Genomic DNA, 22202 nt, shown 5'->3' with positions numbered 1-22202 from the left:
GAAGGGGTTCCGCCCATCGGGTGGGGCCCCTTCGTCGTTCCATCCTAGGCCGTGTGAGGCCAACGTGAGGCCAAACGGTTGGCCACAGCCTCACACCGCGCCCAACCGTGGCCGACGAGGAATGATCGCCGTGGTCGCCTCCGCAGCCGCCGCCGCGACCTCCGGCACCACCGACGTGTACGTGTCCGCGGTGAAGCTGTACCGGGAGTGCCCCAGCGTCGCCGACACCACCTTCATGTCCACCCCGGCCGCCAGAGCGAAGCTCGCCGCACAGTGGCGCGCGTCGTGGAACCGAATCGGGGGCAGCCCCGCCGCCTTCGCCACGGCCGCGAAGCGCTCGCTCAGGTACTCGTCGCGGAACGCGGACCCGTCCGGACGGGTGAAGATCAGCCCCGAGTCGACCCAGCCCTCACCGGCCGCCAAGTGGTCGGCGTTCTGGACCGCGCGCCACTTGCGCAGCAGGGCGATGTTCGCCTCGTCGAGGCTGAAGGTGCGGACCGACTTCTCGGTCTTGGGCCCCTCGTCCTCCTCGTCCGGTCCGGCGAGCACGCTCATGGTCTTCGCCTCGTCCAGGTCGGTGTCCACCCACAGGGCGGACGCCACCTCCCCACGACGCAGGCCCCGGGTGATCACCAGGTGGAAGAGCGGGAACAGCCGCTCGTGCGTCGACTCGGCGTAGTCCAGGAACACGCCCGCCTGCTGCGGGGTCCACACCATCACCCGCCCGGGGCGGTGCCCGTTCTCCTGCCAGCGGCGCACCCGCTCCGCGGTCCACACCAGCGGCCGGGACTTCTTCGCCTTCGGCAGCTCCACGAACGAGGACGGGTTCACGGTGATGAGCTTCTTCTTCACCGCCGTGCCCAGCGCCGAGGAGATCACCGCGTGGATTCGGCGGATGCGCGCCGCGGACAGGGGGCGCTTGCGCTTGAGCCCCACCTTCTCCCCCTCGGCGAGCTTGATCTTCGGGGCGAGCGCACGCGTGGTGAGGAGCCGCCGCAGCATCTCCGTGGGCTTCTCACCCTCGGGCAGGTTGTTGATCTGCCCCATGGCCGTGTACAGCGCCGACAGGTGGTGGTCTCGGAGCTCGGTGAGCTTCAGGTGCCCCAGGGCGGGGATGTAGTAGAGCTCGCAGGCCTCGGTGTAGGAGTCGAGGGTGGACTGCTTGAGGCCCTTCTTGCCTTCGAGCCACGACCGCAGGTAGGCCTCGACGGTGACGGTGCGGTCGGGGACGAACCCGAGCTCCTCGACCTCGTTGACGGCTTTGCGCAGTTCGGCGTTGGCCTCGGTCTTGGTGTCGTAGGGGCCGATCCACGGGCGCCGGCGTTTGCCGTCCTCGCCGGCGGGGGCGGTGTAGCGGGCCCACCAGGCTCCGTGGTCGCGTTTGGAGAGCTGGGGGCACTTCGCCCCGAGCTGCTTGTTGGTGTGGGGGTCGCGGCACGCGCACCGCTTGACCACCTGGCCGTTACTCGGTCGAGCCATCCCTAGCCTCCGGGTCTGCGTTTTCATATGAGCCGAGTTCAAGGAACCCACCAGGATCGCGGACTCCTCGTCCATGCAAGTCGAGACTTTGCCGAACGGTATTAAATACTTCTTCGAAAGTAGGATTCCTACTATCCGTTTTATAGATTAGTCGAGTCGCTATATCTAGAGCAACCAAAGCATTCATATGTGAATCCAAAGCCTTCTTTTGATCAAACCAGGGGTCCTCACGATCCGTGAAGGTCAAGAGGATGTGTGAAGCTCCACCCAGGTCCTTCGGCCTGAAGAAGGTGTAGTCACCGAAGTCAGACGCAAGAAGTGTTCGCTGAACCATGATAGGCAAACGACGAAAAGCCGCAAGTTCAGCCTTGCCATCTTCCAGGATCTTTGCCACTGTCTCCATAACTTCAGCAACACTGGGTGACTGTTCTTCCTCCCACTCCTTCAGGGCTTCGAGAACAGCCTTTTTCACCTGGTGGCCGGAGCCCTCAGAGATAAGGCGTGAAGAGGAAGACCGCACCGAAAAAGACTCCTGTTCGGCTAGATCGTCTTCAGGAGACCACCCGTGATCTTGAAACCACTCCCGAATAAATTCCGATGATTCATCTGAACCAAGGCTTGGAAGGAGGTACCTACGGAGCCCCGAAAGCCCCGTATCTAGCTGCCCCTCGGTTATACCGAAGTCACCCGAACCCCGAGAAATCAAGACCGTCTTCGCGCTGTGAACTTCGTTCCATGCATCAGCCGCCCTCCGGGCCCCTATCACCGATTCTGAAGCATTCAGGTTCAGTATCAAACCAAGGACGGCAGCAGCCACCGGCTTCTCAGTTATCCACAGGTCATCAAGCCCCATGTTGGCACCTCGAAGACCACTCCACCCCGGACCTGCTTCGTGCGGACCAGATGCGAGAGCAGAGAGTGCGTCACTGTTCCCGCCGAGAGCATGTGCGACACGAGCCACCGTGTTGCCAGCGGGGCTTCCTTGTCCTCGTTCCATGTTCGAGATGGTGTTGCGGCTAACCCGAGCGAGCCAGGCCAGGTCAACCTGACTGAGATCCAGGTCTTCTCTGCGCCGAGAGACCACTGCGCCCAGCGAAGGTTCAGTGTTCGTCATGTTCGTCACCTTGGGGAAGTGGAGACACCGACACACCGTCGGCACTTGCACAAAGTATCCAACGAACACCAACGAGAGTCAACGCCATCCGCACAGTTTGGGCATACATGGGATGACTGTAGGAACCCACCAACTTCACATAGTGTGCGTACTGTGCGCACACTTTGGTTATTGATGGTGCTAGTGTGGCCTCATCGAACTCTTAGGGCTCCTACCCCTAGGACGACGAAGGGCCAGCAGGGGGCTCCTACCTCCCCTACTGACCCGATGCACAAGCCGTCCAACGGTCTCGCCAAAGACAGAAGGAGAACGGGTATGCGCGCTACTCAGGCTACCCGAGCCACCCAACCGCATTCCGGCGAACCCGCCGTGATCTCCCCCAACAGGGACGACGACCAGCTTCTGCTGCTGCCCGAGGTCGCCGAGCTCATGCGCACCTCTGAGGCCACCCTCCGCTGGCTCCGCAATCAGCGCAAGGCCCCCTACCTCTTCAAGTCCGGGGCTCGCGTCGTTGCGTGGAAGACCGATGTCCTCGCGCACCTGGAAGCCGAGAGGCTCGCTGACCAGGCCCGGCACGCCAGCGCCTGACGCGCTCCTGACGCTGCCCAGCAGCGTCCCGCGTCGGCCCTGACCTTCGCCGACCCCTTCTTCACCACCTCGCCGACCGCGCCATGCGCCGTCCGGCTACGAGGCATACCCACAAGGGGATAGCTGTGCAGACTTCCGCGAACACCACCAGCCCCGCCCTCACCTGGGACGACGACACCGCCCACCTCGGATGGGTCACCGTCGCCGGAACGACCTGGATCGTCCACACCCACGTCGACGCCGACCGCTACGCCAAGTACGACCGCGACCTCGCCGCCTACCCGGCGACGGTCACCACGCCCGACTGGCAGCTCATCGCCTACCCCGTGCCGGACAAGGAGAGCGCCACCCCGCGCGTCCTCCTGCACGCCCCCGCGTTCCTCGCCGAGCGTCGCCCCCACCTCGCCGGGCCCATCGCCTGGCAGCCGCGCAAGCTCGCCAACGGGCGCACCGTCCACCACGCGGAGGTCGCCACCGTCGAGTTCCTCGACGAGCGCATCCCCGTGTTCGCCCGGGTCGACGAGGACATGAGCGCCGCCTACGGCGACGGCTTCCCCGGCGTGGTCGCCACCAACCAGACCGAGACCGGCCGCGAACTGGTCGTGTACGTGCCCTCCATGGACACCACGCGTGGCGAGGTGTTCCGCATCCTCGCGGAGCTCGGCCGCATCGACTGACCCCCGAAGCGGCGGCGCCTCCACTCGCACATGGAGGCGCCGCCCCCGGACCCACCAACCACCGTCCATGTCTTCGGGGGAAGCATGACCACCGTCCGCATCCGCGGCCACATCACCATCACCGTCGCCGACGGCATCCTCACCACCGAGGCCGCCGCCGCGGCTTGGGCCACCGCCGGACCCATCCCCGCCGGATGCCCCATCGACCTCCACATCACCGGGCCGGTCACCTTCGTGCGGCCCGGGGCGCTGCACCCCCTGGGGTGTTACCTGGTGGACGCGCCCGAGGTCATCGTCCACGTCAACACCACCGTCCCGCTCGCCCTCGACGAGGCCGTACACGCCGCTATCGCAGCTGAGAACCGGTTCCGCGGCGAGACCCTCGGAGGTGCCGCGTGAGCGTCGCTGAACCCGTCACCCGGCGCGAGTTCGCCGAGATCTACGTCGAGAACGGCTGGAAGATCGGCGTCCTCGGTCCCGCCAAGATGCCTCTGGCGAACTGCGATCAGTGCGCCCAGGTCGGCTACCACGACACCGTTGAGGAGAAGGAGGCGTGCACGTGTCTGACGTGCCACGGCTTCTACGCCGCGACCAACGACATGGACCGCGTCGACGAGATGCTCGCGCGGCACCCTGACGGGCTGCTGTTCATCCGCACGGGGGTCGTGTCCAACCTCGTCGTCATCGACGTGGACCCGCCCGAAGGCCTCCAGACGCTCGCGAACATGAAGGCTCACGGGGTCATCCGCGAGACTGCGGCCGTGCGCACCGGCTCCGGCGGGTGGCACCTCTTCTACCAGCACCCCGGCGGCAAGGTCCTGTCGGGCGCTGGCAAGGCCGGAGCCAAGGTCGACGTCAAGGCGGACGGTGGCTATGTAGTCGCCCCTCCGTCGATCCACCCGCGCACCGGGCAGCCGTACCGGTGGCACTGGGACTATCCGACCGCGCCCCGGGACCACCTTCACCCGCGGCTACTCGCGCACATCCAGCCGCCCGAGAAGCCCCGCCAGCCGATCACCCCGCGCGACTACAGCACCATCACGCAGAACCGGCTGCGCGGCATCGTGCGCTCCCTCCTTGAAGCCCAAGAGGGAGGACGCAACGACCGGCTGCACTGGGCTGCCGCACAAGCCGGGGAACTGGTCGCCTCGGGCGAGCTCACCGAGCAGGCCGCCTACGAGGTCCTCGCGACGGCCGCCGAACGCCTCGGGCTGCCGCCCAGCGAGTACGGGACCGCCCCCGGGCGAGGCACCATCGGTTCTGGCATGCGCAAGGGGATGCGTTGACCACCATCAGCCCAGAGGACGAGATCCTCCGCGAGGGGTTCGCTCGGGCGGGGTTCGAACCTCCGGACCCGGCCGACAAGCCGTCGCCGGAGGACCGGCCCGAATCAGAGCGCCGCCTGGTCCTCACCCCGGCCTCCAAGATCCGCATGCGCAAGGTGCGGTGGCTGTGGGACACGACCCCCGAGTGGGCGGCACCCACTTCGCACGGGCGCATCCCTATGAACTCGCTGTGCATCGCTGCCGGAGGACCCGGGCTCGGCAAGTCCCAGTTCGCCGTGTGGATGACTGCCCGCATCACTACGGGCACGCTGCCGGGGGAGCTCTGGGGCAAACCCCGGTCGGTCATCTACGCCGCCACGGAGGACTCGTGGGCGTACACGATCGCCCCGCGACTCGTTGCAGCCGGAGCGGACCTGGACCTCGTGTTTCAGGTGGACGTGTCCGACGACCAAGAGGCCCACGCCCGCCTCACCCTGCCCTTGGATATCGCGCGTCTGGGCAAGGCCGCCGAGGAGTACGGGGTGGGGCTGCTCGTCGCCGACCCGCTGCTGTCCATGATCGACGGCAAGATCAACGACTACAGGGCCGCAGAGGTCCGCCAGGCCCTCGAACCGCTCATCGCCGCTGCGGACAAGAACCACTTCACCATCCTCGCTCTGGCCCACTTCACCAAGTCGGGCGCCGCCGACCCGCTGAGCCGCATCGCGGGGTCGGGGGCGTTCGGTCAGCTCATCCGCTCGGCCATCGTGTTCTCCCGCGTGGAGGAGTCCGAGGACGACGAACCCGGGTTCGTGATGAGCCTGGAGAAGAACAACCTGGGTCGCACCGACCTGCCCAGCCACGAGTACACGATCCAGCCCGTGACCGTGGACATCCCCGGCGACGAGCCCGCGTACATCTCCCGGTTCGTTCTCGGGTCCGAGTCGAGCACCTCCGTCAAGGAGCAGATGCAGCAGGCCGGACGCCCCGACGAAGACAAGAGTGCGGTCACCGAGGCCGGGGACTGGCTGCGCGAGTACCTGGAGGACCAGGGCGGCACGGGCGTGCTGAGCGACATCCGGAAGCTTTCAAGGAAGGCCGGGTTCAGCGACTCCTCCATCGACCGGTCAAGGAAGCGCCTCGGCGTGAAGTACAAGCAGGTCGGGTTCGGCGACAACAAGCAGTCGTACTGGTACCTGCCCGAGTACGCCCCCGAGGACGCCAAGTGACCCGCCCATACATGACGGCGTTGACGCGATTGACGGGATTGGCCGTGACCTGCGGAAACGGGGCTCCTGCCCCTGACGTGATTGGTGACGCGCATGGGACCAGCGACGTGATTGGCACCACCTGCGGAAACGTGCGTTTCCGCAGGTCAGCCCAATCGCGTCAAGCCCCTCAATCACGTCACATACACGTCACCAATCATGTCAAGCGTTTCCGCAGGTCAGACGCATAAATACATATACATCAATCATTTCTTAATTAGGGAGCCTCATGACCACCGACACCTACTGGGACACCATCGACTTCCGCCCCGCCCCTCCCGGATGGGAGCTCGCCTTCCTCCCCGATGACCCCGACCAGCCCCTCACCCGCGAACCGCTCCCCGGATGGCTGGTACAGGAGCAAGTCACCTTCGACACCCGAACGATGGAAGACCTGCCCGCCCTCGGGCGTCTCTCGCATCGCGTCGTAGCCGCCCTGGTCGTCCCCGGGGAAGGCCTCACTCCTGCCGGCACCCAACCGAACTTCTGGATGGAGCTCGGACCCGACACGTACATCACCAAAGCCGAGGTCCGCCAAGCCGTCGAGAAGCGAAACACGGACTCCCGGTGACCTCCCCGCTGGCGCCGCTCGCCGAGGCCGTGAGGTTCCGCCTCCTTGCGGCCCCGGCGGGGTCCCTGTCCCGCAAGGCCGCCGGGTGCGCCCTGGTGGTCCTGAGCGAAGCCAAAACGGTCAAGGGGGCGCTGCGAATGCTCGCAACCGCCCGCCTCGACGACACCATCCGGACCGCAGCCACGACCCTCATCAGCGAACTCCACGACCAGCACACCAACCCGAAGGAGACCCCGTGACTCTCCAGGAAGACCGGTTCGGCCCGATGATCTGGGACGCCCTCACCGGCAACCCGGACACCCCATCCGGAGCACCTCACCACCAGACCGCGACCGCCCCGCCGCCCATCGAGGAGTGCACAACCCTCGACGACGGCCGGTGGCACTTCTGCCCCGCCAACTCCCGGAACGGCCACCGCGGATGCGTCGACCTCGACGTCACCCCCGACAACATCCGGGTCACCGCCGACCTGCCCGCCCCGGGTGCCATCCTCAACCTCACCCCCGCCGACCCCGGGTGGACCATCACCTTCACCCAGGCCGGGCAGTCCTGGTCCTCCCCGGTCGTCGCCTGGGCTGCCCTCGCCACCGAGTACGGCACCGGCATGATCGACCCCGTCCTCGTCGCCGACACCGGCCAGACCGTCACCCTCCGGGCCTACCTCGAAGGGCAGGGGCCGCTCCTCGACGTCCTCGACGCCATCGACTACACGGTCACCTGGGCGCCGCCGGGTGTAGCTACACCCACCCTGCCCGGGGACCTGTCCGCGCTCGCCACGGTCACCGTGTCCGGCTGCTGGACCCTCACCGACCCCACCGGGTTCCTCGCCACGGCCGCCGCCAACGGCCACTGGCCGACCCGCGAAGAAGCCGAAGCCCACCGGGACAAGCTCGCCTACGAGGGGTTCGAGGTAGACGCCAGCGTCCCCGTCCGGTCCACCACCGCATGCCGGGTCGTGGTGTGCGCTTCCTGCGGCGTCCACTTCACGAACTGGGAGGGCACCGGCCTCCACGCTCCGACCGCCACCGGGGCGATCACCGCCGCCACGACCGCTGGCCGCACGGACCCCACGGAATGGCACCCCGGCGACGCGTGGAAGGTCCGCCCGGACGGCCGCCTCGACTGCCCCGCCTGCACCACCAACGAAGGGAACGACCAGTGACCACCAAGACCCGCCCCGGCGTGACGTTCAAGGACGCCCTCACCCAGGTCCCCGCCAACCCGCGACCGCAGTGCAGGGTCCTGCGCTCCAACGGCGAACGCTGCACCGGCGAGGCCCTGGACCGCGACCCCAAGGTCATCCAGGTCTGCACCCGGCACGCCGCCGAGGTGATGCGGCTGATCAACGAGCGCGCGACCCGATGACCCACCGGACGAAGTGAGGACCGGGGCGTTCCTACCGCCCCGGTCCCGCCGCCCAGGATCGCACATCACCAGGAAGGCCAGACCATGCCGCTGATCAACCCGCCCGAGAGCACCCTGGTCCACGTTGACCACCTGCACACGGTCCTCACCTACCTTCGGGCCGCCCGGAACCTCGGCGTGTGGGACTGCCGCCCCGAGGTCCTCGCGGCGGTCAGCGAGCTCGCGGACGCTCTCCGGACCAGTCCCTTCGCCTGGCGACGCCCGGTAGCGGTGACCGCGCCCGCGGAGCCGCTGTGGTGGGTTCTCCAGGCGGCCGAGGAAGTCGGCGATGTGCTGGCGCTGCCTCCCGTGGGGTCGTTCTACCGCGCCACGGATGAGCTCTCCGCAGTTCTCGTCCACCAGGCCGCCCGTACCTGCCGAGGGCTCGAAGCGGTCCTCGAAGCGGACATCATCCTCGCCGTCGCTCTGCGAAAGGACAGCTCCGGTGAATGACCAGGTAGCTCAGAAGATCGCTGACCGCCTCAACGAACTCGCCGACACCTTCGCCGACCACGTCGACCAGGCCGTCGACAAGCTGGCCGCCATCACCGACCACAAGCCCGAAAACCAGTAGCACCTGGCAGGGGTACCGACCATCTCGGTACCCCTGCGCACCGCACCACCTCGGGGGAACCATGACCGACCGCACCGCCCAGGCCTACGCCGCACTCAACGACCTCCGGTCGCTCCTCGCCGACATGCGCGACACCACCCACCCCATCCACCGCCCCACCGGTTGGGGCCCCACACCCGAGCAGATCGCCGACGCCGGACGCCTCCACACCCTGGAGCGGCACGACGCGCTCACCCAGCTCGCCCACGGCATCAAGCCCCTCGGCGCGTCCCCGGCCCCCGGCGACATCACCGTCATGCAGACCCGCCGCGACATCGACCTCGACATCGCCGACCTCGAAGAGGCCGTCCGCGACCGGGTCGCCCCGCAGATGCCCCCGGCCGCGACCACCAACCGTCGGATCGGCACGATCGTGAAGCTGCTGCCGAAGGTGGCCGCCGTCGACGACCTGATGACGCACGTCCTATCCGAGGCGTACCGGCTCCGTGCGAAGGCCCGGTGGGCGCTCGGCGACTCCGGCGAGGTGCGCAAGCTGACCGCCCGCTGCCCGCACTGCGGGGCCAAGTCGCTGCGCGAACTCGCCGACCGGGGCGTCGTCACGTGCTCCAACGTCGCGTGCCGGTGCGGCGACGACACCTGCCCGTGCGGGGACGAGACCACCCCGCGCCGCCACCAGTGGCACGCCGCCCAGTGGCACACCATCACCGAAGGGATCAGCGCATGAACCGCCAGGGCGACATCAAGGTCACCGCCAACGAGGCCGCCGCCGAACTCGACGTTGACCGCGACACCATCGACACCTGGAAGCGCCGCGGCTACCTCCAGACCATCCCCGGCAGCGGGCGCCCCGCCCGGTTCTGGCTGTCCGAGGTGTACACCTGCGAAGCCGCCCGCCGCGTCCACTGGAAGCATCGCCGAACCGACACGAACCCGGGAGAATGAGCCCATGCGAACCCTCGCCGCCACCGCAGCCGTCGTCCTCGCTCTCACCGGATGCGCGGCACCCCCCAGCGGACCGCCCCCCACCGCCGATCCCCTTGACCCCGTGGACGCCACCGCATCCCCCACCCCTGCACCCACACCCACCGAAGAGCCCTCCCCGGAGCCCTCCACAACCCCGGAGACCCCCGAGGAAGTACCCACCAGCACCGATGATCTGCCAGACATCTGGGTGGAGATCAGCGCCCTCTACGCCCAAGTGCCCGCTGAGACCCGCGACCAGACGTGCATGCTCATCCACACCGAAGAGACCGCAGACGCCGCCGTGTTGATGTGGCAGCTCGACTACAAGAACGCCACGGGAGAAGAGGCCGACCCTGGAGAGGTGCGGACCGTGCTGCTGTGGCTGTGCGAGAGCAACACGTGATGAGACTTCGGTAAGGGGTAAGTCGCCACAGTCCCCTTACTGGTGGTACATTTCTTCCTGACGGACAAGCTGCGATGGCAGAGCTGTGTCCACACCGACTTCAAGGGCCCCGACACCGGATGGTGCGGGGCCCTCGCCGTTCAGCACGGAATCAGCCACACCAGCCGAACTCCACCAACCGGCTCGAAGCATGGTCGCCATTAGGAGCTGTGATCGAACCTCGGTAAGCCACGCACTCGCCTCTCAGTGAAGCATGGGCGGCAGCATAGTGGGCGTAGCTGCCGGTATCCGGGAAGTTCCCAGACCTAATGCCGGTGAGGTGGGCCTCAACGTGGCTAGACACCCCATGGACAGATCCAGTCTTCAGGGTGACCACGCAGTTTTCCTGATAAGTGCTACTCCACATCAGGTAGATGCTCCCGAGTTGCACACCGTTGCTCGTGCGGAGAGTCTGCGAGTCCTGAATGGTGTACCCGCCGCTGGACCAACCGCAACCGGCTCCCGCTCGGACTGCCTGTTCGAGCGTGTGCGCGGACGCGGGTACCGCAGTCATAACCACCGTGCTCACCATGAACGCGAACACCATTGCGGAATTCCGTACACGACGCCGTATTCGGAGAGTCAATTTTGCTCCTTCGTGGACGCTTTTAATCGACCACAGTAATCGGCAACTCGCAGACCTTCTAAGGGATGGCCAAGGGCGGTCAAGAACTTGACGCTCCGGACCTGACCGAAATCCAACGAAGCCCGCCCGATAGGAAGCACTACCCCGAGGTGCGTCCCCGACTGTCGGGCGCCCAACGTCCCGCCCCTGCTCCGCTGCTCTGGAGGGTGCCAGCGTCGAGCGGGGCGGGACACCTCACCCCTCACCCCTCCGGAGGAACCCCATGCCCACCCGTGACGTCCGCATCACCGGGCTCACCCCCGGCTATGAGGACCTGGCCGTCGCCATCGGCGGAACCCAGGTCTCCCGGTCGCTGTACGGGCTCGCCCTGACCGCCCGCGAGGGCGAAGAGCCCCGCCTCACCCTCGACGTCGTGATTGTGGACAGGTCCACCATCGAGGGGCAGATGGACGTGGACATCCCCGACCAGACCCGCGCCACCCTCATAGCGCTCGGATGGACCCCGCCGACCAAGGAGCCCAGCACCCATGGCTGACCTGGCCACCCAGACCACGCACACCCTCACTCTCACCACCGAGGAACTCGGTGCGCTCCGCCGGGCGCTCGCGGTCGCCCAGGCCGCCACGGAGGACGACCCCAAGGCCGCCAAGGACCGCGAGGCGTGGAAGCGCCTGGCCCGGGTCGGCAAGTCCCCCCTCCGCGGGGACCAGGACGAGACCGCTCCGGCCACCCCCCGGCCCACCATCTGGGGCACCGGGGGGCGCACCCACGGCCCCAAGCCCACCCGGGGGAAGTAGCGTGCCCTACGCCGCCCCGTCCCGGTGCGGGCACCGGGGAGACGACGGCCGCCCCTGCCCCGAGGTGGCCACCCACCGGGGCCGGTGCGAGGACCACCAGCCCCCGCCCTGGCAGCGCCGGTCGAAAGCGTGGGGCAAAGGCGGGACGCGGCAGTGGCGCGCGCTCCGCGACAAGATCCTGCGCGACGAACCCGACTGCCGCCGCTGCGGTGCCGAGGCAACGCAGGTCGACCACATCACGCCGCTGGCCAAGCAGGGCGCGAAGCTCGACCGCGCGAACCTCCAGCCGCTCTGCGACGACTGCCACGACGCGAAGAGCAGACAGGACAACCGACGATGAGACCCATCACGGCACGCCTCACGGCATCCTTCCGGACCATGAGGGAAGCACTCGTGCGCACCTGGAACACGTTCAAGCTGGTGGTCCGGGCGCTGCGCCGTGGCACCTACGCGACCGGCGGCTACCTGCCCCCGGCCCGGCCTACATCCGCAACACCCCCGGCCGGGTGGATCGACGTGGGATGGGTGGACCCGCCCCCCACCAGGGGGGAAGGGGAGTTCGGATCCCCAAAACGGACATAGCGGACAGCGCCGCGGTTAACTCGGCGTACTCCCGCTCAGAATGTTGAAGGGGGGGTCTGCCCATGGGACGCACCGCCAAGCCCGCCGCGCTCCGCCTCCTCGAAGGCCGCGGCAACGGCAAGGACTCCGGCGGCCGCGAGGTTCCCACAGTCCCGGCGTTCAAGCGGATTCCGCCCGATGCTCCCGCCTGGATGACCGCTGAGGCCCGCGCCGAGTGGGACCGGGTCGTGCCCGGCCTGTCCCGCCTGGACCTGCTCAAGCCCGAGGACCGGGGCGCGCTGGCCGCCTACTGCGAAGCGTGGGCCACGTTCGTTGACGCGACCCGGATCGTGCAGGCCGAGGGCATGACGATCGAGGCCAAGCAGGGAACACTCGCCCACCCCGCCGTCGGTATCGCCCGCAACGCCGGGCGTGAGATGCGCGCGTGGGCGGCGCACTTCGGGTTGACCCCCTCGACGGAGCAGGCCCTGGGACGGGGGGCGGATGATGACGCCGACGAAGGGAACCCGTTCGCCTGATGAGGTGGAGCTTCCTTCGGCCGCGACGCTGCGCAAGCTCAAGCTCAGCCCCGAGGTTGCCTACTACCTGATCAGCCGCGGCATCCCGCTCCCGGACTGCCCGCCCAAGATCAAGACCCCGGAACCCCGCGACCTGCCCGGGGCCGCGTTCGACCCCGACCGGGTCGACCGGGTCCTGGCCGCGTTCGCGGTGCTCCGGCACACCCAGGGCGACCTGGCCGGTCAGCCGCTCCGGCCGGACCCGTGGCAGGTGGCCTACGTCTTGGCCCCGGTGTTCGGGTGGGTGCGCTTCGACGAGGACGCCGACCGGTGGGTGCGGATCATCCGGACCCTGTACGTCGACATCCCCCGCAAGAACGGCAAGTCCACGCTCCTCGGCGGGATCGCGATCTACATGACCGCCGCGGATGGTGAGCAGGGCGCCCAGGTCATCGCCGCCGCGACGACGATCCGCCAGGCCGGGTTCGTCTTCAAGCCGATCCGGCAGCTCGCCGAGAAGGCGCCCGGGTTGAAGGGGCACGTCAAGCCCCTCAAGGACAAGATCACCCACCCCAAGTCGGGCAGCTACTTCGAGGTCGTCTCCAGCGCAGCGGACGCCCAGCACGGCGCGAACCTCCACAGCGGGGTGATCGACGAGCTGCACGTCCACAAGACGCCGGACCTGGTCGAGACCATCGAGACCGGCACCGGCTCTCGGTCGCAGCCGCTGATCGCCATGATCACCACGGCGGACTCCGGCAAGCGCAACACCATCTACGACCGCAAGCGCAGGCGGATCGAACAGCTCGCCCGCGGAGCGCTGACCGACTACACGACCTACGGCGTGGTGTGGGCCGCGGACGAGTCCGATGACCCGTTCGTCGAGTCCACCTGGAAGAAGGCGAACCCGGGCTACGGCATCTCGCCCCAGCGGTCCTACATCGCGGCCGAGGCCGCCAAGGCCAAGGGTTCCCCGGTGGATCTGGCGGTGTTCCAGCGGCTCCACCTGGGCATCCGTACCAAGCAGGAGTTCAAGTACATCGACCTGGCCGCGTGGGACCGCAGCGCCGGGAAGGTGGACGAGACGGCGCTGGCCGGACGCGAAGCCTACGGCGGCCTGGACCTGGCAGCGACGTCGGACCTGTGCTCGCTGGCGTGGGTGTTCCCCGATGACCTCGGCGGGTTCGACGTCATCTGGCGGCACTGGACCCCCGAGGAGAACCTGGCCTCGCTGGACAAGCGCACGGCCGGGATGGCGAGCGTGTGGGCCAAGGAGGGGCTGCTCCGCCTCACCCCGGGCAACGTCGCCGACTACGACGTGATCCGCGCCGACATCAACGCCGACCTGGTCGCGTTCGACGTGCAGGCGATCGGCTTCGACCGGTGGGGCGCGACCAGCCTGACCAACGACCTGGCCAAGGACGGCGCGAACATGATCGGCGTCGGCCAGGGCTACGCGTCCCAGTCGGCCCCGCTCAAGGAAGTCCAGCGCCTGACCTTGAAGGGCACGAAGAACCTGCCGCTGCTGCGCAACGGCGGCAACCCGCTCGTGCGCTGGCAGGTCGACAACTTGGCCGTGGAGATGAACCCGGCCGGTGACGTCAAGCCCGACAAGTCCAAGGCCGCCGACAAGATCGACGCCGTCTCCGCGTTGACCACGGCGTTCTCCGAAGTGATGCGGCGCGAGCCCCCGAAGCGCTCCGCCTACGACGACGAGAACGCCGAGGTCCTCGTCATCTGACCCGAGAGGAGGCCCAGATGCGCAGGCACATCGGCCGCCGGATCAACGCCCAGCTCGCCGACGGCAGCACCATCGCCGGGACTCTGGCCCGGGTCACCCGACGCGAGGTGGAACTGGACCAGGGCGCGTTCGTCCTGGGAGAGCGACGCACCCCGATCGACGGGGCTGTGGTCATCCCCCGAGGCTCGCTGCTGTGGATGCAGGTGGTGTGACGTGCCCAGCTTCGAGTCCCTCGGACAGCTCGGCGACTACGTCACCCAGAACGGCATCGAGCTGGTCGACCCCGGCGTGCCGCTCACCGACCTGACCGGCGACCACGGGTCCCACCACGTGTGGCGTACCCAGCCGTCGGTGCGCAAGGTCGTGGACTTCATCGCTCGGCAGATCAGCACGATCCCGCTGCACGTGTACGACCGGGTGTCCGACACCGACCGGCAGCGTGTCACCGACCACCCGCTGGCCGCCGTGCTGGGCAGTCCCGCACCGCGGGTCGCCCCGGCCCGGTTCTGGCACAGCGTGTTCGTGGACTTCCTGACCTACGACCGGTGGTGCGTGCAGAAGGTCCCGCACCTGGACGGCTCCATGGAGCTGGTCCGCATCCCCGCGCGCCGGTTCCGACTGATGGCTGATGGGCTGGACCGGGTCGCCGCCATCCGCGTCTGGTCAGCCGATGGCCGCTACGAGGACCACGACCCGGCCGGGTACCTGTACGACGCCGGGTATTCCTCGCGCGGCGCCAACGGCACGAGCCCGATGGAGACGTTGAAGGACATCCTCGCTGAGGCCCGTGAGGCGGTCGCCTACCGACGGTCGATCTGGAAGAACGGCGCACGTATCCCAGCAGTCCTCGAACGTCCGGCCGACGCCCCGGAATGGAAGTCTGAGGCGCGCACCCGGTTCATCAACTCCTGGCGCCGGTTCGCTCGGGGCGGTGGGCAGGAGGGCGGTACGCCGCTCCTCGAAGACGGCATGACTGTTAAGAAGATCGACGCTTTCAGCCCGCGCGACACCGGCGACCTGGAGGGGCGCAAGCTCACGGACGCCGAGGTGGCGAGCGCCTACCACGTCTCCCCGGAGCTGGTGGGCGCACGCGAGGGCACCAACAGCAACGTCGAGCAGTACAGGCAGATGCTCTACCGGGACTCGCTGGGCCCGTTCATCACCCTGTGGGAGCAGGTCCTCAACGTCATGCTGACCCCGGACCTGGCCGACGGCCGGGCACTGTACGTCGAGGCCAACGTCGAGGCGAAGATGCGGCTGTCCTTCGAGGAGCAGGCCCGCGTCCTGTCCAGCGCCATCGGCGCCCCGTGGATGCTCCGGAGCGAGGGCCGCGCCCGCGCGAACCTGCCCGCGATCGAGCACGCCGACGAGCTGGTGGTGCCGCTCAACGTCACCGTGGGCGGGCTCGCCAGCCCGAGGGACACGGCGCCGCCCCCAAAAGGCGGGGGCCGGTCCTGACCAAGGCCCGGCCCGACGACCTCGCCGACGCCGACACCGAACGGGACGCGTTCGTGGCCGCGCTGGTCGCCCGCGCTGAGGACCAGGCCGCCGAGCTGCCGTCCACGAGCCCGGCCCTGTGGATCGCGGGGCAGGCCGACCGCGAGGCGTCCCTGGCCGAGGTGATCACCGGGTGGATCTACCGGCTCGCCCAGGTCGGCGCGTGGGACGTGCTCACCGAGTACAACCCCGACTCCGAAGGCTGGGACGCCGAGGTGATGGTGGCATGGCTGCGTACCGCCGCCGCGACCTACGCCCACCGCATCGAGCAGGGCACGACCGAGCGCGTCGAGGAGGCCGCCGCCGCCGAAGACGTGCCCGTCGCCCTGGGCGTGGTCGCCGCCGGGCTCGCCACGGCGGCCACCCTGCACGCGGTCACCGCCGCCGCCGAGGTGCTCAGCTTCGGCGGGACGGACGCCGCGCGCGCGTCCGGGCTGACCCGCAAGACCTGGCGCACCGGCGGCCCCAACCCGCGCGTCACGCACGCCGCCCAGAACGGCGAGACCGTCGACATCGACGACGTGTTCACCAACGGCCTGCGCTACCCCGGCGACTCGGCGGGTGAGGTCGATGAGACCGCGGGCTGCCACTGCCACCTGACCTACTCGCGATGAGGGAGACCCGTGTACATCAAGACCGTCCCCGCCAAGGTCAAGGCGGTCGGCGAAGCCCAGGGCCTACAGCCCGGCCAGTTCACCGCGCTCGTGTCCGTCTTCGGCAACGAGGACTCCTACGGCGACGTCGTCGCCCGCGGCGCGTTCGCCGAGGACCTGGAGCGGTGGAAGACCTCCGGCGACCCCATGCCGGTGATCTGGTCGCACAAGTGGTCCGACCCCTTCGCGCACATCGGCTCCGTCGTGGAAGCGGCCGAGACCGATGAGGGCCTGGTGGTGACCGCCCAGATCGAGGACCTGGAGGAGAACGCCACCGCCGCCCAGGTCCACCGCCTGCTCAAGGGCAGGCGAGTCACCCAGTTCAGCTTCGCCTACGACGTGGACGAAGGCGGCTGGGTCGACGTCAAGGACCACCGCTGGGGCGGCTACTACGAGCTGCGCAAGCTCAAGGTGCACGAGGTCGGGCCCTGCCTGATCGGCGCCAACCAGGAGACGAACCTGATCGCCGCCAAAGCCGCCGAGCTGACCCGCGGCATGAAGGCGGGCAGGGTCCTGTCCCAAACCAACTACGACCGGTTGGTCAAGGCCCGCGACAGCATCACCTCTGTCCTGGATGCCGCGACCCCCGAAGACGACACCGACGCCAAGCAGCACGCCAGCCAGCCCGCCAGGGAGACGGCCAACGGTGGTGACCCGGCCCGCGAGCCGCACACCCCGCCCGCCAAGTCGACCGGCCGGTCCGCTCAGGCCGCCGCACGGCTCCACCTGATGACCACCCTGAACGGAGCATGATGAACCTGAAGGCACAGCTGGCGGCTGCGCTCAAGCGCGCCAAGGAGCTGGGAGAGGCCGCGGCCTCCCGCGACCTGACCGACGAGGAGATCACCGAGGCGGGCACGCTCGCCGCCAAGGTGGACGACCTGCGCGCCAAGATCAAGGCCGCCGACGACGCCGCCGCGAAGATCAAGGCCATGGCCGACGACGACGGCGACGCCCCCGACGACGAGGACGACGACGAGTCCGGCACCCCGAGCGCGAAGGGCGGCGGTGGGGCCCCGCCCCGGCCTCGCAAGAGCGCCAGCTTCGGCGAGTCCTTCGTCAAGTCCGAGCCCTACCAGCGCTTCCAGAAGGCCAACCCGTCCGGTGTCGGACACGGCACGCCGATCAACATCGGCCGCGTCAAGGTCGGCACGATGGAGGACTGGGCGTCCGGACGCAAGGCCACCATCACCTCGGCGACCGGCCTGGTTCAGAACGTCCGCATGCCCATGGTCGACCTGGTCGACCGCGACCGGCTCACCCTGCTCGACCTCATCAGCCGCGGGCAGACCGGCGGAAACTTCGAATACGTGCAGATCACCGGGGTCACCCGCAACGCGGCGATCGTGCCCGAGGCGACCGGCCCGACCGACGCCGCCGCGCTCAAGCCCGTGTCGGACATGAGCACGCAGCTCGCCGACGCGAAGGTGTACACCTACGCGGACGGCTACGACGTCACCAACCAGCTGCTCGCCGACGCCCCGGCGTTCGCGTCCTACATGGACAACGAGCTGCGCTACAGCCTGGACTCGGTGGTGGAGGACAAGCTCCTCAACGGCACCGGCGCCAGCGGGGAACCGCGGGGCATCCTCAACACGACCGGCGTGCAGGAGCAGACCTACACCGTCGCCGACGGCACCACGTTCGTGTACGACCCGAACAACCCGGCCGACGTGATGGCGCTGGTCAAGGCCATCCGCAAGTCCATCACGAGGGTCACCCGCCTGGGCGGGACGGTCACCGCGATCCTGCTCTCGCCCGAGGACGACGAGGCGATCGACCTGCTCCAGGACAGCCAGGGCCGGTTCTACGGCCAGGGCCCGTTCCAGTCCGGGCCCGGCACCCTGTGGGGTCGCCCCCGGGTGACGTCCGAGCGCCTGACCGTGGGCGAGCCGCTGCTGGGCGACTTCCGCCAGGTCGCGCTCCTGGACCGTGAGGGCCTGAGCGTCATGGCGTTCAACCAGCACAAGGACTACGCCCAGCGCAACATGACCTACGTCAGGGCGGAACTCAGGGCCGCCCAGGTCCTGTGGCGCCCGAACCGCCTGGTCGTCACCAAGCCCGCCGGAGCGTAAGGAGAGCCCCATGCCCCAGCACAAGATGGTCACCATCGACGGCATCCGCTACCGGCCCGAGGACGTACCCGCCGGGTACACCCCGCCGGAGCCGCGCACGCCGCGCACCCTGTCCACCCAGCGGTCCACACCGCCCGCCAACGCGGGCCCGTTCGACCCGTCCGCCGACGGGGTCGACGCGGTCCTGGCCTACCTGGACACCGCCGACTACGACGAGGCCGTGCGCGTCCTGGACGCCGAGGCCGACGGCAAGGCGAGGTCGACCATCCTCGGCAAGCGCGAGGAGATCCTCGCCGCGAAGGAGGACAACGGCGATGGCGATTCCGGCGGGGCTTCTCGCTGACCCCGAGGAACTGGCCGAGGTCCTGGGCGTGCCAGCCGATGACCCGAAGCTGGTCGCCCGCGTGCGTGCGGCCAGCCGCCGGTTCCTCGGCGCGGTCGCCCCGGTGTCCTTCACCCCGGTGAACGGCGACGTGCTGTGGCTCAACGGCGACGGCAGCACCACGCTGCTGCTGCCCGCGTGCCCAGTGCGCGCCGTCACCGCGGTGGAGATCGACGGCCAGGCCCTCGACGCTGGCGACTTCGAGTGGTCAGCGGAGGGCGTCCTTCGGCGGTGGTCACGCTGGCCGGACCGGCTCCGGTCGGTCAAGGTCACGTGCGATCACGGCTACGAGGTCGTCCCCGAGGACGTCCAGGCCGTGGTGCTGGAGCAGGCCGAGGCCGCGTGGAACATCGTCAAGGGCGTGACCTCGGTGTCGGTGGACGGCCAGTCGACGACGTTCGGCACCCAGTCCGCCGTGGGCGTGACCCAGGACTGGGCCGACGCGGTCTCCCGCTACGCCCTGCGGGGTGACCGGGCATGACCCAGCTCCTGTTCCACCAGTCCGCCACCCGGGTCCGCGCCGGGGTCCGCTACGACCGTGCGGGCAACCCCATCGCCGACTGGTCACCCGACGCGGTGGACCGGCTGCCGCTCACCGGACTCAACATCGCCAGCAGGTCTCAGGACCTGGGCGAGGAGACCGGGGACGACGGCACCCGGGCGACCGCCGGGTGGTGGCTCCAGACCCGCCCCGGCGTGGATGCCGACATCGAGGCGAGCGACCGCATCGAGTGGAACGGCCTGACGCTCTACATCGACGGCGAACCCATGCGGTGGCCCGACCCGTTCACCGGCGCCGTCCACCACCTCAAGGTCGCGCTGACCCGCACCGCCCCCGTGCTCACCCAGTAGGAGGTGAAGCCCATGCCGCGCGGTGTCCACGTGGTCCTGGACCGGGCGGGAATCCGCAAGATCCTTCGGTCCGAGGACATGGCCAAGGCCGTCAACGCTGCTGCGGAACGCGTCGCCGCGCACGCGCGCGCCCTAGCCGAGGAAGAGGTCACGGTCGTCCACTACCGCACCGACCGGCAGGCCGCCTCGGTCGCGCTGGCCGAGGCGTCCGGCGCCAACGAGCAGGCCGTCGACGGGTCGCTGACCAAGGCCGCCCGCGCGGCCGGGCTGGAGGTGCGCCCGCCGTGACCGCCTACACGCTGCCCGACTCCCGGGCCGCGGTCACCAACGCACTCCGGGGCCTGCTCGCCGACCGGCCCGAGCCCTTCGTCCAGGGCGTCACCGTCGGCACCCGCCGCTGGGTGGCCGACCACAGCCCGGAGAGCCCGGGGCGTCTGCCCTACGTCCTGGTCGCCAGCGACGGGGCCACCCCCGTGCACTGGCCCGCGGCCGTGCGCGACCTGGTCCGGATCACTGCCTGGGGCGAGACCGAGGACGACGCGTGGGACCTGGCGGGGCTGTGCCTGGGCCTGCTCGCCGACCACCGCGACCGCGTCCTGCGGGGGCTGCGCCCGGCCGGGTCGCTGTTGCGGGCGACCGACCGCGACACCCAGACCCCGATGTGTTCGGGGCTGCTCAACGCCACGCTCAGGCCCGTCCCGGCCGCGTAGGCACCACCTGACCCGACACCATCAAGGAGGTCCAGCCGATGGCTGGGAACCCGGAAAATGTGGACTTCTGGCTTGACGCCGATGTCTTCTTCGACTTCACCCGTACCGCCCCGTCGCCGACCGACCTGACCGCGGACTGGGACGTGCTGTGGCTGCCCGCCGGTCTGCTCAACGGCGACGACGGCATGACCGAAACCAGGGACGAGTCCAGCGAGGACCACTTCGCGTGGGGCTCGATCTTGGTCCGCACCACCTACGGCCAGCACAAGCGCACGTTGAGCATCGTGATGCTGGAGGACAACGCAGTCACCTTCGGGCTGATCAACCCGGGCCAGTCCACGCGCACGTCCGCGGACGGGGTCATCAAGTCCGAGGTGTTCGTGCCCCAGCGCAAGAAGATCCGCATGGGCATGGAGCTGCGCGACGGCGACAAGGTCAAGAGGCGCTACATCCCCACCGTGGAGTTGGGGGAGGTCAGCGAAATCGAGACCGCCGAGAACACCCCGAACCAGTACTCGGTGACCGTGCAGGTCTACCCGGACGGCAACAAGAAGCTCTGGGACGAGTACAAGACCGACGTCGCCTACGTGCCGCCCGTCGGCCCGTAGCGGTCCCCTGATCGTGGTGGGCGGTGTCGCGCAGGGCGCCGCCCACCACCTGTCTCTCACCCTGTTTCCCTGCGCACACCTGGAAGGACACCCTGCGCAATGGCTGCTCCCCGCAAGACCCCGACCACCAAGGCCGCCCCGAAGAAGAAGGCGCCGGCCAAGCCGCCCCAGACCCCGGACGAGGCCCAGCCGCACGCGGTCGTCGCCGCGCGCGCCGAGGCCATGTCCGGCGACGTGGCCGTGGCCAAGGTCATCACCTGGCGCGGCCAGACCTACTCCGTTCCGCCCAGCGCCGAAGAGTGGTCCATCGAGGTCGCCGAAGCGTTCGAGGACGGCCGTGTCATCCAGGCCGTGCGCGGCATCCTGGGCCCCGACCAGTGGGCGTCGATGAAGGCGAAGCTCAAGCCCAAGGTCAAGGACCTCAACGAACTCGCCGAGCTGATCGGCCAGACCTACGGCTTCGAGTCCCCGGGGGAATAGCCCGCCTCTTCCGGCTCCTGCGTGACTACGCGGGGCCGGTGGAGGCCGACCTCCAGCGCGTCTACCAGGTGGACCTGGTGGACCTGTGGCGCCCCGACACCCGGCTGACCCTGCGCAAGGTGGCGGTGCTGCTGCGGTACCTGCCCGGGGACGCCCTCATCTGGGAGGCCACCGGGCAGCGCACGCTCATCCCGGTGGAGAACCAGTTGGCGCGGCTGTGGGAGTTGCACGCCGAGCAGGAGTCCCCGGACCGGCCGGGGCCGCCGCACGACCCGGCCAAGCACAAGAAGGCGGGGAGCGCGGAGCGGCCTCCTCTGGCTGACCGGCTGGCCGCCCACGCCGAACGGCACAAGGAACGCCTCCAGCGCCACAAGGCCAAGGGGGCGGCGACGTGAGG

At 69.0% G+C, this 22202-nt stretch carries 35 protein-coding genes and 1 pseudogene; 33 read left to right on the top strand and 3 right to left on the bottom strand.

Translation table 11 applies throughout. The annotated features are described in order from the left end of the window. Window positions 1-90 precede the first annotated feature (90 nt). The 3 genes and pseudogenes from ACSIH6_RS31845 to ACSIH6_RS31835 all read right to left on the bottom strand — a co-directional run. Window positions 91-1479: a site-specific integrase gene (locus tag ACSIH6_RS31845; RefSeq protein ID WP_435112051.1), complete on the bottom strand. Its 1389-nt coding sequence runs from the start codon at window positions 1477-1479 to the stop codon at window positions 91-93. After that, entirely contained in the window at window positions 1463-2332 is an 870-nt protein-coding gene (locus tag ACSIH6_RS31840; protein WP_435112053.1) for a hypothetical protein, read from the bottom strand. Before ACSIH6_RS31840 ends, ACSIH6_RS31845 begins: the two co-directional genes overlap by 17 nt. 81 nt (window positions 2333-2413) lie before the next feature. After that, window positions 2414-2593: pseudogene (locus ACSIH6_RS31835) on the bottom strand (helix-turn-helix domain-containing protein); the annotation flags it as partial. A gap of 315 nt (window positions 2594-2908) precedes the next feature. On the opposite strand from ACSIH6_RS31835, the gene ACSIH6_RS31830 reads away from it, so the two are divergent. The 33 genes from ACSIH6_RS31830 to ACSIH6_RS31670 all read left to right on the top strand — a co-directional run bounded on the left by ACSIH6_RS31830 (window position 2909) and on the right by ACSIH6_RS31670 (window position 22200). Beyond that, window positions 2909-3181 carry a helix-turn-helix transcriptional regulator gene (locus ACSIH6_RS31830; protein ID WP_435112050.1) on the top strand — a complete coding sequence of 91 codons (273 nt, stop codon included), beginning with the start codon at window positions 2909-2911 and terminating at the stop codon, window positions 3179-3181. Between the two features lie 125 nt (window positions 3182-3306). After that, complete coding sequence (locus tag ACSIH6_RS31825; protein ID WP_435112049.1) at window positions 3307-3858, top strand: hypothetical protein; 552 nt, start codon at window positions 3307-3309, stop codon at window positions 3856-3858. A gap of 84 nt (window positions 3859-3942) precedes the next feature. Beyond that, complete coding sequence (locus ACSIH6_RS31820) at window positions 3943-4257, top strand: hypothetical protein (RefSeq protein ID WP_435112048.1); 315 nt, start codon at window positions 3943-3945, stop codon at window positions 4255-4257. After that, window positions 4254-5144: a bifunctional DNA primase/polymerase gene (locus tag ACSIH6_RS31815; protein ID WP_435112047.1), complete on the top strand. Its 891-nt coding sequence runs from the start codon at window positions 4254-4256 to the stop codon at window positions 5142-5144. The genes ACSIH6_RS31820 and ACSIH6_RS31815 overlap by 4 nt, the downstream gene beginning before the upstream one ends. Next, window positions 5141-6352 (top strand): AAA family ATPase, encoded by a 1212-nt coding sequence (locus tag ACSIH6_RS31810; protein WP_435112046.1) that lies wholly within the window; start codon window positions 5141-5143, stop codon window positions 6350-6352. The genes ACSIH6_RS31815 and ACSIH6_RS31810 overlap by 4 nt, the downstream gene beginning before the upstream one ends. A gap of 268 nt (window positions 6353-6620) precedes the next feature. Next, a complete protein-coding gene (locus tag ACSIH6_RS31805) occupies window positions 6621-6962 on the top strand; it encodes a hypothetical protein (protein WP_435112045.1) in 342 nt (113 codons plus the stop codon). Further along, on the top strand, window positions 6959-7201 hold the full coding sequence (locus ACSIH6_RS31800; RefSeq protein ID WP_435112044.1) for a hypothetical protein: 243 nt from the start codon (window positions 6959-6961) through the stop codon (window positions 7199-7201). Before ACSIH6_RS31805 ends, ACSIH6_RS31800 begins: the two co-directional genes overlap by 4 nt. Further along, the gene (locus ACSIH6_RS31795; protein WP_435112043.1) at window positions 7198-8124 is read left to right on the top strand and encodes a hypothetical protein; all 927 of its coding nucleotides are present in this window, start codon (window positions 7198-7200) and stop codon (window positions 8122-8124) included. The genes ACSIH6_RS31800 and ACSIH6_RS31795 overlap by 4 nt, the downstream gene beginning before the upstream one ends. Then, complete coding sequence (locus ACSIH6_RS31790; protein ID WP_117198063.1) at window positions 8121-8327, top strand: hypothetical protein; 207 nt, start codon at window positions 8121-8123, stop codon at window positions 8325-8327. The genes ACSIH6_RS31795 and ACSIH6_RS31790 overlap by 4 nt, the downstream gene beginning before the upstream one ends. A gap of 84 nt (window positions 8328-8411) precedes the next feature. Further along, on the top strand, window positions 8412-8819 hold the full coding sequence (locus ACSIH6_RS31785; RefSeq protein ID WP_435112042.1) for a hypothetical protein: 408 nt from the start codon (window positions 8412-8414) through the stop codon (window positions 8817-8819). After that, a complete protein-coding gene (locus ACSIH6_RS31780) occupies window positions 8812-8940 on the top strand; it encodes a hypothetical protein (RefSeq protein WP_435112041.1) in 129 nt (42 codons plus the stop codon). The genes ACSIH6_RS31785 and ACSIH6_RS31780 overlap by 8 nt, the downstream gene beginning before the upstream one ends. A gap of 61 nt (window positions 8941-9001) precedes the next feature. Next, a complete protein-coding gene (locus tag ACSIH6_RS31775) occupies window positions 9002-9664 on the top strand; it encodes a hypothetical protein (RefSeq protein WP_435112040.1) in 663 nt (220 codons plus the stop codon). Next, window positions 9661-9882 (top strand): hypothetical protein, encoded by a 222-nt coding sequence (locus ACSIH6_RS31770; protein WP_435112039.1) that lies wholly within the window; start codon window positions 9661-9663, stop codon window positions 9880-9882. The genes ACSIH6_RS31775 and ACSIH6_RS31770 overlap by 4 nt, the downstream gene beginning before the upstream one ends. Before the next feature lie 4 nt (window positions 9883-9886). After that, entirely contained in the window at window positions 9887-10306 is a 420-nt protein-coding gene (locus ACSIH6_RS31765) for a hypothetical protein (RefSeq protein WP_435112038.1), read from the top strand. An 887-nt stretch (window positions 10307-11193) separates the two neighbouring features. Next, on the top strand, window positions 11194-11466 hold the full coding sequence (locus ACSIH6_RS31760) for a hypothetical protein (RefSeq protein WP_435112037.1): 273 nt from the start codon (window positions 11194-11196) through the stop codon (window positions 11464-11466). Continuing rightward, entirely contained in the window at window positions 11459-11728 is a 270-nt protein-coding gene (locus ACSIH6_RS31755) for a hypothetical protein (RefSeq protein WP_435112036.1), read from the top strand. Before ACSIH6_RS31760 ends, ACSIH6_RS31755 begins: the two co-directional genes overlap by 8 nt. A 1-nt stretch (window position 11729) precedes the next feature. Beyond that, on the top strand, window positions 11730-12068 hold the full coding sequence (locus tag ACSIH6_RS31750; RefSeq protein WP_435112035.1) for an HNH endonuclease: 339 nt from the start codon (window positions 11730-11732) through the stop codon (window positions 12066-12068). A 38-nt stretch (window positions 12069-12106) separates the two neighbouring features. Next, window positions 12107-12310, top strand: coding sequence for a hypothetical protein (locus ACSIH6_RS31745; RefSeq protein WP_435112034.1), 204 nt, complete (start codon window positions 12107-12109; stop codon window positions 12308-12310). 62 nt (window positions 12311-12372) lie between these two features. Then, the gene (locus tag ACSIH6_RS31740; RefSeq protein ID WP_435112033.1) at window positions 12373-12828 is read left to right on the top strand and encodes a phage terminase small subunit P27 family; all 456 of its coding nucleotides are present in this window, start codon (window positions 12373-12375) and stop codon (window positions 12826-12828) included. A 4-nt stretch (window positions 12829-12832) separates the two neighbouring features. Continuing rightward, complete coding sequence (locus tag ACSIH6_RS31735) at window positions 12833-14548, top strand: terminase large subunit (RefSeq protein WP_435112032.1); 1716 nt, start codon at window positions 12833-12835, stop codon at window positions 14546-14548. A 17-nt stretch (window positions 14549-14565) separates the two neighbouring features. After that, on the top strand, window positions 14566-14760 hold the full coding sequence (locus ACSIH6_RS31730; protein ID WP_435112031.1) for a hypothetical protein: 195 nt from the start codon (window positions 14566-14568) through the stop codon (window positions 14758-14760). Window position 14761: 1 nt separating this feature from the next. Beyond that, on the top strand, window positions 14762-16006 hold the full coding sequence (locus ACSIH6_RS31725; RefSeq protein ID WP_435112030.1) for a phage portal protein: 1245 nt from the start codon (window positions 14762-14764) through the stop codon (window positions 16004-16006). Window positions 16007-16059: 53 nt separating this feature from the next. Next, complete coding sequence (locus ACSIH6_RS31720; RefSeq protein ID WP_435112029.1) at window positions 16060-16659, top strand: hypothetical protein; 600 nt, start codon at window positions 16060-16062, stop codon at window positions 16657-16659. Between the two features lie 9 nt (window positions 16660-16668). Further along, window positions 16669-17451, top strand: coding sequence for an HK97 family phage prohead protease (locus ACSIH6_RS31715; protein ID WP_435112028.1), 783 nt, complete (start codon window positions 16669-16671; stop codon window positions 17449-17451). Beyond that, window positions 17448-18773 carry a phage major capsid protein gene (locus tag ACSIH6_RS31710; RefSeq protein WP_435112027.1) on the top strand — a complete coding sequence of 442 codons (1326 nt, stop codon included), beginning with the start codon at window positions 17448-17450 and terminating at the stop codon, window positions 18771-18773. The genes ACSIH6_RS31715 and ACSIH6_RS31710 overlap by 4 nt, the downstream gene beginning before the upstream one ends. Window positions 18774-18783: 10 nt before the next feature. Continuing rightward, the gene (locus ACSIH6_RS31705; RefSeq protein WP_435112026.1) at window positions 18784-19116 is read left to right on the top strand and encodes a hypothetical protein; all 333 of its coding nucleotides are present in this window, start codon (window positions 18784-18786) and stop codon (window positions 19114-19116) included. Beyond that, window positions 19088-19636, top strand: coding sequence for a head-tail connector protein (locus tag ACSIH6_RS31700; RefSeq protein WP_435112025.1), 549 nt, complete (start codon window positions 19088-19090; stop codon window positions 19634-19636). The genes ACSIH6_RS31705 and ACSIH6_RS31700 overlap by 29 nt, the downstream gene beginning before the upstream one ends. After that, complete coding sequence (locus tag ACSIH6_RS31695) at window positions 19633-20007, top strand: hypothetical protein (protein ID WP_435112024.1); 375 nt, start codon at window positions 19633-19635, stop codon at window positions 20005-20007. The genes ACSIH6_RS31700 and ACSIH6_RS31695 overlap by 4 nt, the downstream gene beginning before the upstream one ends. Before the next feature lie 12 nt (window positions 20008-20019). Further along, window positions 20020-20295 (top strand): hypothetical protein, encoded by a 276-nt coding sequence (locus tag ACSIH6_RS31690; protein WP_435112023.1) that lies wholly within the window; start codon window positions 20020-20022, stop codon window positions 20293-20295. Then, window positions 20292-20717 (top strand): hypothetical protein, encoded by a 426-nt coding sequence (locus ACSIH6_RS31685; RefSeq protein ID WP_435112022.1) that lies wholly within the window; start codon window positions 20292-20294, stop codon window positions 20715-20717. Before ACSIH6_RS31690 ends, ACSIH6_RS31685 begins: the two co-directional genes overlap by 4 nt. Before the next feature lie 38 nt (window positions 20718-20755). Continuing rightward, a complete protein-coding gene (locus tag ACSIH6_RS31680) occupies window positions 20756-21325 on the top strand; it encodes a phage tail tube protein (protein ID WP_435112021.1) in 570 nt (189 codons plus the stop codon). 99 nt (window positions 21326-21424) lie between these two features. After that, window positions 21425-21805 (top strand): hypothetical protein, encoded by a 381-nt coding sequence (locus ACSIH6_RS31675; RefSeq protein ID WP_435112020.1) that lies wholly within the window; start codon window positions 21425-21427, stop codon window positions 21803-21805. Window positions 21806-21843: 38 nt separating this feature from the next. Beyond that, the gene (locus ACSIH6_RS31670; protein WP_435112019.1) at window positions 21844-22200 is read left to right on the top strand and encodes a hypothetical protein; all 357 of its coding nucleotides are present in this window, start codon (window positions 21844-21846) and stop codon (window positions 22198-22200) included. Window positions 22201-22202: the final 2 nt, after the last annotated feature.

Source organism: Nocardiopsis synnemataformans (genome assembly GCF_965343085.1).
Classification (GTDB): Bacteria; Actinomycetota; Actinomycetes; order Streptosporangiales; family Streptosporangiaceae; genus Nocardiopsis; species Nocardiopsis alborubida.
Note: the sequence above shows the minus strand (reverse complement) of the source record. Positions and strands in the feature narration are given on the sequence as shown.

Excerpts from the sequence above, each read along its gene's own strand:
- ACSIH6_RS31845 (WP_435112051.1), bottom strand. The coding sequence starts at position 1,479 with ATGGCTCGACCGAGTAACGGCCAGGTGGTCAAGCGGTGCGCGTGCCGC.
- ACSIH6_RS31840 (WP_435112053.1), bottom strand. The coding sequence starts at position 2,332 with ATGGGGCTTGATGACCTGTGGATAACTGAGAAGCCGGTGGCTGCTGCC.
- ACSIH6_RS31830 (WP_435112050.1), top strand. The coding sequence starts at position 2,909 with ATGCGCGCTACTCAGGCTACCCGAGCCACCCAACCGCATTCCGGCGAA.
- ACSIH6_RS31820 (WP_435112048.1), top strand. The coding sequence starts at position 3,943 with ATGACCACCGTCCGCATCCGCGGCCACATCACCATCACCGTCGCCGAC.
- ACSIH6_RS31805 (WP_435112045.1), top strand. The coding sequence starts at position 6,621 with ATGACCACCGACACCTACTGGGACACCATCGACTTCCGCCCCGCCCCT.
- ACSIH6_RS31785 (WP_435112042.1), top strand. The coding sequence starts at position 8,412 with ATGCCGCTGATCAACCCGCCCGAGAGCACCCTGGTCCACGTTGACCAC.
- ACSIH6_RS31775 (WP_435112040.1), top strand. The coding sequence starts at position 9,002 with ATGACCGACCGCACCGCCCAGGCCTACGCCGCACTCAACGACCTCCGG.
- ACSIH6_RS31770 (WP_435112039.1), top strand. The coding sequence starts at position 9,661 with ATGAACCGCCAGGGCGACATCAAGGTCACCGCCAACGAGGCCGCCGCC.
- ACSIH6_RS31765 (WP_435112038.1), top strand. The coding sequence starts at position 9,887 with ATGCGAACCCTCGCCGCCACCGCAGCCGTCGTCCTCGCTCTCACCGGA.
- ACSIH6_RS31760 (WP_435112037.1), top strand. The coding sequence starts at position 11,194 with ATGCCCACCCGTGACGTCCGCATCACCGGGCTCACCCCCGGCTATGAG.
- ACSIH6_RS31755 (WP_435112036.1), top strand. The coding sequence starts at position 11,459 with ATGGCTGACCTGGCCACCCAGACCACGCACACCCTCACTCTCACCACC.
- ACSIH6_RS31745 (WP_435112034.1), top strand. The coding sequence starts at position 12,107 with ATGAGGGAAGCACTCGTGCGCACCTGGAACACGTTCAAGCTGGTGGTC.
- ACSIH6_RS31740 (WP_435112033.1), top strand. The coding sequence starts at position 12,373 with ATGGGACGCACCGCCAAGCCCGCCGCGCTCCGCCTCCTCGAAGGCCGC.
- ACSIH6_RS31730 (WP_435112031.1), top strand. The coding sequence starts at position 14,566 with ATGCGCAGGCACATCGGCCGCCGGATCAACGCCCAGCTCGCCGACGGC.
- ACSIH6_RS31710 (WP_435112027.1), top strand. The coding sequence starts at position 17,448 with ATGATGAACCTGAAGGCACAGCTGGCGGCTGCGCTCAAGCGCGCCAAG.
- ACSIH6_RS31705 (WP_435112026.1), top strand. The coding sequence starts at position 18,784 with ATGCCCCAGCACAAGATGGTCACCATCGACGGCATCCGCTACCGGCCC.
- ACSIH6_RS31700 (WP_435112025.1), top strand. The coding sequence starts at position 19,088 with ATGGCGATTCCGGCGGGGCTTCTCGCTGACCCCGAGGAACTGGCCGAG.
- ACSIH6_RS31695 (WP_435112024.1), top strand. The coding sequence starts at position 19,633 with ATGACCCAGCTCCTGTTCCACCAGTCCGCCACCCGGGTCCGCGCCGGG.
- ACSIH6_RS31690 (WP_435112023.1), top strand. The coding sequence starts at position 20,020 with ATGCCGCGCGGTGTCCACGTGGTCCTGGACCGGGCGGGAATCCGCAAG.
- ACSIH6_RS31680 (WP_435112021.1), top strand. The coding sequence starts at position 20,756 with ATGGCTGGGAACCCGGAAAATGTGGACTTCTGGCTTGACGCCGATGTC.
- ACSIH6_RS31675 (WP_435112020.1), top strand. The coding sequence starts at position 21,425 with ATGGCTGCTCCCCGCAAGACCCCGACCACCAAGGCCGCCCCGAAGAAG.